The sequence below is a fragment of the Methylibium sp. genome (genome assembly GCF_013817345.1).
Lineage (GTDB): Bacteria > Pseudomonadota > Gammaproteobacteria > Burkholderiales > Burkholderiaceae_C > Methylibium.
This window is the reverse complement of record NZ_JACDCW010000161.1, coordinates 1-5,399: the sequence shown is the minus strand read 5'-3', so window position 1 is coordinate 5,399 and position 5,399 is coordinate 1. Positions and strand designations below refer to the sequence as shown.

Genomic DNA, 5,399 nt, shown 5'->3' with positions numbered 1-5,399 from the left:
GAAGTAAAAGTGACCCACCTGGGTAAGGATGACGGCCTTTTCGGTGCCGTCGATGTTGACCCAGGAGCAAGCAGTGGAGATACGAGTCATGGCCCGAAGGGGCGAGGCGGTCAGAGCGATCGCGCGGCAGTTGGACTGCTCGCGCAACACCGTGCGGCGGTATCTGCGTGACGAGGCAGCGCGTCGCTACGGACCGCGCCAGGCGCGTGCGTGCAAGCTCGACGACTACAGGAGCTACTTGCATGAGCGCATCGAGCAAGCCCGCCCGCGCTGGATACCGGCGACGGTGCTGCTGCGCGAGATCAGCGAACGCGGCTACGGTGGCGGCATCAGTCAGTTGAAGGCGTGGCTGGCGCCGCTGAAGAGGACAGAGCTCGAACCCGTCGTTCGCTTCGAGACGCCGCCCGGCAAGCAGATGCAGGCCGACTTCACGCATGTGCGCCGCGGCCGCGATCCATTGATCGCGCTGGTAGCCACGATGGGCTACAGCCGCGCCACGTTCGTCAAGTTCACCGCCCGCGAAGACGCCGCCACCCTGTGCACTGGCCTGCGCGAAGCCTTCGGCTACTTCGGTGGTGTGCCCGAGCATGTCCTCTTCGACAACACCAAGGCGGTCGTCATCGAGCGCGACGCCTACGGGCCCGGGCTGCACCGTTGGAACGACGAGATGAAGGCGCTCGCCGAGGCCTGTGGCTTCACACCTCGCCTGTGCCGGCCCTACCGGGCCAAGACCAAGGGCAAGGTCGAGCGCTTCAATTCGTACTTGAAGGGCAGCTTCGTCGTGCCGCTCGCGGCCACCCTCGAGGCCAGCGGACTCCGGCTCGAGATCGACCTCGCCAACGCCCATGTACGGCGCTGGCTCGACGAGATCGCCAACGCCCGCGTGCACGGCACCACGAAGGCTGTACCGGCAGTGCGCCTGGCCGAGGAGCAAGCGGTCATGCTGGCGGCGCCGGCGCTGAAGGCACCGGCGCCTACCGCGCAACGCGTGGCGATGCCGGTAGAGAGCTTGCAGCACCCGCTGGCGGTGTACGACGCGCTCCTGTGCCCCGCGCTGCTGGAGGTGTTCGCATGACGACGCTGCAAGCAGAGCGCATCGCGGCCTTGTGCGAGCAATTGAAGCTGGCGCGCCTGGGCACCGAATGGCCGGCGTTGGCGCAGGACGCCGCCCGCGACGAGGCCAGCTTCGCCGACTTCTTGGAGCGCGTGCTCGCCAGCGAGATCGTCGCCAGGGCCGAGCGCCGATGCACGACGCTGATGCGGCTGGCGACGATGCCGGCGGTCAAGACACTGGAGCAGTTCGACTGGAGCCACGCGGGCGGTGCACCGAAGGCACAGATCCAGGAGCTCGCCCACCTGGCGTTCGTGCCGCGCGCCGAGAACGTGGTGCTGCTCGGCCCCAGCGGCGTCGGCAAGACCCACATCGCGCTGGCGCTCGGCCACCGCGCGGTGATGGCCGGGCACAAGGTGCGCTTCATCAGCGCGGCCGACCTGATGCTGCAGCTGGCCGCAGCCAAGACGCAGGGGCGGCTGAAGGAATACTTCAACCGCGCCGTCATCGGCCCGAAGCTTCTGGTGGTCGACGAGATCGGCTACCTGCCCTTCGGGCGCGAGGAGGCGACGCTGTTCTTCAACGTCGTGGCCAAGCGCTACGAGCGCGCCAGCATGGTGCTCACGAGCAACCTGCCGTTCACGCAATGGGCGGGCGCCTTCGCCGACGACCAGACGATGACGGCGGCAATGCTGGACCGCCTGCTGCACCACGCGCACATCGTGCAGATCACCGGCGAGAGCTACCGGCTCAAGGACAAGCGCAAGGCCGGGCAGGCAACGAAGAGGACACCAGCGCTGGCATGACCCGCGCCGCGCTGCTCAGCCGCTACGGGCTACGCCCTTCGCGTCCGAGCAGCGCAATCGCAAGCGCCAGGTGGGTCAGATTTACTTCGGCGATCAAGAGCAAAGTGGGTCAGTTTTAAGTCGGCGTTGACACCAGGCGCATGTATCGCTCGGTCGCGTCGAGATGCTGGCCCATGTTCAGCGCGGCGCGGCGCGCCAGCTCTCCGAAGATCGCATTGAGCGCGGCGGCCTGCGTAGTCAGCAGGCTTTCTGCGCCACTGAGATCGCCGGCCTTCGCGGTAGCAGCGCCGGCCTTCAAGGCGCGCGCGCATTCCGTGATGTCGAGTTCGCCAAAGGTGCCCCATGCAAACGAACGCATGACGGACGCATTGCCGAGCGTGCCAGCCGCCACGGCATCGGCCAGCGTTCGCTCGGGCGTTCGTCCCGGCTCGGCGCTTACTTCCAGAGTGCTCGCTTTGTTCGCCACCGTGGGCGCCGTCTTTTTCGTCTTGGCTTTGGTCATGGCTTGTTCACGCTCGTTCACGTCGTTGCGGCGCAGGCGCGAAGCCCTCGCACCGTTTGCAGGATCTTCGGCACCGGGTAGCCGGCCGCTGCGGTCACCATGCAGCGCCCGCGTCTGCATTGCGGTCGCGCTGCGTCAGCCGCTCGTGCGAGTCTGCGCGCCAAGCTCAGGCCGCCGCCCGCAGAGCAAAGTCAGAGATAACACCCCCCGACCGGGCAGTGCAGATGGTGTCTCTAGATACGCACCGCCAGACGGTGCAGGCGAGGGGGTCGAAGTTTCCCGGACAGCACCGCCAGACGGTGCAGGGTTTGAGGCGCTTACACCGCCAGGCGGTGCAATGACGGCCGCTGCTGCACCGTCTGACGGAACAAGCGATGCGTTTTTGTTCGCCGGCTTTTCCGGGCGCATGTAGTCGCCGGTGCGGTAGCACTTCGGATCGAAGTCCAGCCCCTGCCCGTGATCGAGCGCCAGCCAGGACAACGCGAACCAGGCCGCCTTGTTCGGCCGCGCGCCCTTGCGGGTTTCGACCAGCAAGCCGCAGTCGAGCAGCTCGCGCCGCGCACGAACGATGGTGTCATTGCTGCGCCAGCCCAGCGGCACGAGGTACTTCGCGCAGGCGGTCAGCTTGCCGTTGTTGTTGCCGCTGTACTGCCGGGCGATGTCGAGCAGCAGCGAGCGGGCCGTGTGGCTGGCCTGCCGGTAGCCGGGACTGTCGAGCACGACCATCGGCAGGGCCACGAACCTGCTGCCGTCGCGCTTGTGCTTGCCGGCCTTCGACTTGGAGCGGGCCATGCTCAGGCGCCCGCCCGCGATGCGCGAACGAGGAACCGGTACACGCCCCATAGATCGGTCTCAGACAGCGCCGTCAGGTCTGCGCCTATCCCATGCCCCGGCAAGTGCGCCGCGAGGCACTGGAGGCGTTCCAGCCATGCCGGCGGCCTCATGGCTGCCCGCCCGTCTCGCGCATCAGCACGTACAGCGCCACGCGGTGCAGCTTGCCGCAGTCGGTGGCCTGCTGCACCCAATGGGTGAGGATGTCGAAGCCGTGCCGCCGCAATTCGATGATGCGGGCCGCAGGCGCCAGGATGTCGCCGTCGCGGCGCAGTTGGATCGTGCTCTTCGGGCCGGCGCGAAGCAGGTCAAGTGCGCGCCGCCGCTGCGCCGTGGCGCTGTTGTTGCCGATGCCGGCGCTAGACTTCGGGTGCGTTTTCTTGAGGGCCGCTTCGCTTGCCGGGGTGGCCTTTTCTTTTGTCATCGTGCCGCCCCCGCTCAGACCGTGGCGCTGGCCAGGGGCCGCGCTTCGAGCCAGGCTTCCACGTCTGCCAGACGCCACGCGACGGCGCGAGCGCCGATGCGGATCGGTGCCGGGAAGGTGCCGGCCTTGACGTTCGCGTAGATAGTGGAGCGGGAGAGTTGAACGAGCTGTTCAACCTGCCGCCTCCGCGCGAGAGCCTTCGCGTCGAGGGCCTGTCGGAATGTGTCTGCTGCCATGTGCGCTTTCCGCATCGCCCGGGAACCCCCCGGACTTCATGGCCCAATCTTTTCCTTATCCGACGCTTACCGCCCAGCCCGAGTGCGCGTTCGCCGCAAGGTCTGCGAGGGGGTATTACGTCGTCCCAGCAGACCGCAGCCGCTTCCATTCAGTCATGTGCGCTCTGACGGCGCGAAACCTGATGGGAACGAGCTTCTCCGCGATGAAAAACGCAGCGTCGTCCATGCTTCCGGTAAAGCCCGCCATGTTTGCGTCGCACCATGCGAAAACGTCAGCCTTCATCGCTCGGTTCTCCGCGTGCCGCGCCGCTGCCGCGCGCTCTTGGAGGATGTCAAGCGCGAGCTGTTGTCGGTCGAAGCTATCCATCGCCCCGCCGAACAGACCGAGATGAAACTGGGCTTGGCTTGCATACTCCCAAGCCCTATTCGGTGCCAGCTTCTTGTCTTCGATGCTTGCCGCTACGCTGAAGGCACAACACATTAAGGCCAAGATGCCAAACTGGGGAATTGCGTCTTCCTGCGGCCGCTGTAGTGAGGCGGCATAGCGCATGAGCCAGCCTCTTAGGCTCACACCGCCGCCGCGCCTCATTTCAGAAACGTGATCCGTAATGAAAGCACCCCGGCTGGCATCGACCGGGTGCGTTTCAAAATAGTTCGTCAGCGTCGCGATAATGATGTCGCCTTCTACCGTGGGCGTCACGGGGTGCCGGCAATGCTGCAAATCCAGTTTCAATCGAGTTGTCCCTTCGCTTCCTTGAGGGTGCCACGCCAGCCGGGCAAGGGAACCCGGTTTTCGCCCTCGGAGATCGGCCTCGGGCTAGGCGCAGCAAAGTGATTCTGTGGGTCTCGCGCGCCCTCACGCCGCCTTGAACGGCAGCACGTCAGCACCCTTGCGCAGCGCGTCGATGCGGTCGGCCCACCACTGCATCATCTTCGCTCGTTCGTCGAGCCACTGCGCCCGGTTGTAGGCGCCGCGCACGTCGTCCCGATCCTCGTGCGCGAGTTGCTTCTCGATGAAGTCGCGGTTCCAGCCCGCCTCATTGGCGCAGGTTGAAAAGAGCGTGCGAAAGCCGTGCGCCGTGGCGATGCCTTTGTAGCCCATGCGGGCCAGCGCACTGTTCAAGGTGCCGTCGCTCAGCGGCTTACCGGGGTAGAACGGTGAGGGCAGCACCAACACGCCGCGCCCACTGAGGGGCCGCACTGCTTCCAGCACCATGAGGGCCTGCTTCGACAGCGGCACCGTGTGCTCGGTCTTCATCTTCATGCGCTCGCCGGGCACGCGCCACAAAGCGCGCTCCACGTCGATTTCGTCCCAGCGCGCGCCGCGCAGCTCGCCGGGGCGAAGGGCCGTGAGCATCAGCAAGGTGAGCGCCGCCGCAGTCACTGGATCGCCCTCATAGGCCGCCAGCCGGTGCAGGAAGCCCGGCACGTCGCGTTCGGACAGCGCGGCCCGGTGCGCCACCTTGCGCGGCTTGAAGATTTCGGCCGGCTTGAGCGGATAGGTCGGGTCGGTTGCCACCACCTCGTGCGCGATGGCAAACCGGAAGAT

The 5,399-nt window shown here is 66.4% G+C and carries 8 protein-coding genes; 2 read left to right on the top strand and 6 right to left on the bottom strand.

Features of this window, described 5'->3' with window-relative positions:
• Nucleotides 1-52 precede the first annotated feature (52 nt).
• Nucleotides 53-1,075, top strand: coding sequence for an IS21 family transposase (istA, locus tag H0W40_RS18980; protein WP_292449356.1), 1,023 nt, complete (start codon nt 53-55; stop codon nt 1,073-1,075).
• Complete coding sequence (gene istB / locus H0W40_RS18975; RefSeq protein WP_292449355.1) at nt 1,072-1,857, top strand: IS21-like element helper ATPase IstB; 786 nt, start codon at nt 1,072-1,074, stop codon at nt 1,855-1,857. The genes istA and istB overlap by 4 nt, the downstream gene beginning before the upstream one ends.
• Nucleotides 1,858-1,972: 115 nt before the next feature.
• Here istB and H0W40_RS18970 read toward each other — a convergent pair whose 3' ends face one another.
• The 6 genes from H0W40_RS18970 to H0W40_RS18945 all read right to left on the bottom strand — a co-directional run.
• A complete protein-coding gene (locus tag H0W40_RS18970) occupies nt 1,973-2,359 on the bottom strand; it encodes a hypothetical protein (protein ID WP_292449353.1) in 387 nt (128 codons plus the stop codon).
• 135 nt (nt 2,360-2,494) lie between these two features.
• Complete coding sequence (locus tag H0W40_RS18965; RefSeq protein WP_292449351.1) at nt 2,495-3,151, bottom strand: hypothetical protein; 657 nt, start codon at nt 3,149-3,151, stop codon at nt 2,495-2,497.
• Between the two features lie 148 nt (nt 3,152-3,299).
• A complete protein-coding gene (locus H0W40_RS18960; RefSeq protein WP_292449350.1) occupies nt 3,300-3,614 on the bottom strand; it encodes a helix-turn-helix domain-containing protein in 315 nt (104 codons plus the stop codon).
• A gap of 14 nt (nt 3,615-3,628) precedes the next feature.
• Nucleotides 3,629-3,850 carry an AlpA family transcriptional regulator gene (locus H0W40_RS18955; protein WP_292449348.1) on the bottom strand — a complete coding sequence of 74 codons (222 nt, stop codon included), beginning with the start codon at nt 3,848-3,850 and terminating at the stop codon, nt 3,629-3,631.
• Between the two features lie 115 nt (nt 3,851-3,965).
• Entirely contained in the window at nt 3,966-4,583 is a 618-nt protein-coding gene (locus H0W40_RS18950; protein WP_292449346.1) for a hypothetical protein, read from the bottom strand.
• 123 nt (nt 4,584-4,706) lie between these two features.
• On the bottom strand, nt 4,707-5,399 hold a 693-nt coding region (locus H0W40_RS18945; protein WP_292449345.1), incomplete at its 5' end, for a site-specific integrase.

Coding starts and splice junctions, on each gene's coding strand:
- istA (WP_292449356.1), top strand. CDS start 53: ATGTTGACCCAGGAGCAAGCAGTGGAGATACGAGTCATGGCCCGAAGG.
- istB (WP_292449355.1), top strand. CDS start 1,072: ATGACGACGCTGCAAGCAGAGCGCATCGCGGCCTTGTGCGAGCAATTG.
- H0W40_RS18970 (WP_292449353.1), bottom strand. CDS start 2,359: ATGACCAAAGCCAAGACGAAAAAGACGGCGCCCACGGTGGCGAACAAA.
- H0W40_RS18965 (WP_292449351.1), bottom strand. CDS start 3,151: ATGGCCCGCTCCAAGTCGAAGGCCGGCAAGCACAAGCGCGACGGCAGC.
- H0W40_RS18960 (WP_292449350.1), bottom strand. CDS start 3,614: ATGACAAAAGAAAAGGCCACCCCGGCAAGCGAAGCGGCCCTCAAGAAA.
- H0W40_RS18955 (WP_292449348.1), bottom strand. CDS start 3,850: ATGGCAGCAGACACATTCCGACAGGCCCTCGACGCGAAGGCTCTCGCG.